Raw genomic sequence first — 1,136 nt, 5'->3', positions numbered from 1 at the left:
CCGCGCGACGGACAGAAGTACCGTACGGTGAATGTGTATGATGGAAAATTTTTTACGGATACATTAATCTTTTTCGCTGAGAACTTAAACTTCGGCAAGATGGTGCCTGGTGGTACGGTATTGGGTGATTCTACCAAGTATTGTTACGATGATGATCCGTGGTACTGTGACAACGGCTGGGGTGGATTATATACCTGGAGTGCCGCAATGAATATTCCTTCAATTTGTGATTCTGTAGAGCTGGGGTTGGAAAAATGTCCTTATGAGTTTCAACGCGATAATGACGGTGTAATGATTGATGGCGACATTATTCATCAGGGAATCTGTCCAGAAGGATGGCATATTGTACATGATGGGGAGTGGGCGTATTTGCAGCAAAAAAGCGGCAATAGTGTCGCTCATTATATGGGCTCAAAGGTTGCCGGCTTCGGTAGCAACGATTATGGTTTGTCGATATTGCCGACGGGATGCTGGATTCCCCTAGGGGGAAAGTTTGATTCAATAAAAAAATATTCTCTGTATTGGTTGCCGCAACAATATCCGGATTATGATGACTCAGCTTATGGGGTTATTATTCAATCAAGAGATGTCAGTAGGACGGCGAGAAGTGTGAAAACGCAGGCTTTTCCCGTCCGCTGTGTAAAAAATTATTAAACCGAGAATTTTTAACAAATTATGGGCTCAAAGGTCGCCGGCTTCGGTAGCAACGACTACGGATTGTCAATATTGCCTGCCGGGTATTGGATTGATTATGGAAACGAACATAATCAATTTTATGAAATAAAAGTCCAATCAAATTTCTGGATGCCGCAACAAGCTGATACAGATTTGAAAGCGTACATGACATCTGTTAGTCGAAAGAATTTTTCCAGGAACTTTCCTGTTTCTAAGAAATATGGAAATTCCATTCGTTGTGTGAAGAACTACTAGTTCTTTACACCCTTCAACAAAAAAGTTTAACAAAAATCAGGGTTATGCCAAATAACCCATAGGGGGGGACTTATGTCCAAGAAGAACAATAAGGGTAGCAAAAAGAAAAACAACCGTAACAATTACAAGATCGAGTCTCTCGAACCGAGGCTCTTGATGGATGCCAATTAATTATGAGGTATGAATTACGAGTTATGAGATTTAGC

At 41.2% G+C, this 1,136-nt stretch carries 3 protein-coding genes; all 3 read left to right on the top strand.

Annotated elements, in window-relative coordinates:
- A partial coding sequence (locus BUB38_RS15670) for an FISUMP domain-containing protein (RefSeq protein WP_139258492.1) occupies positions 1-654 on the top strand: 654 nt, incomplete at its 5' end.
- A 21-nt stretch (positions 655-675) separates the two neighbouring features.
- Complete coding sequence (locus BUB38_RS17110; protein ID WP_073161657.1) at positions 676-930, top strand: FISUMP domain-containing protein; 255 nt, start codon at positions 676-678, stop codon at positions 928-930.
- A gap of 72 nt (positions 931-1,002) precedes the next feature.
- Positions 1,003-1,101: an LEPR-XLL domain-containing protein gene (locus tag BUB38_RS15905; RefSeq protein ID WP_083542279.1), complete on the top strand. Its 99-nt coding sequence runs from the start codon at positions 1,003-1,005 to the stop codon at positions 1,099-1,101.
- Positions 1,102-1,136: the final 35 nt, after the last annotated feature.

This window comes from Fibrobacter sp. UWH5 (assembly GCF_900142505.1).
Taxonomy (GTDB): domain Bacteria; phylum Fibrobacterota; class Fibrobacteria; order Fibrobacterales; family Fibrobacteraceae; genus Fibrobacter.
Note: the sequence above shows the minus strand (reverse complement) of the source record. Positions and strands in the feature narration are given on the sequence as shown.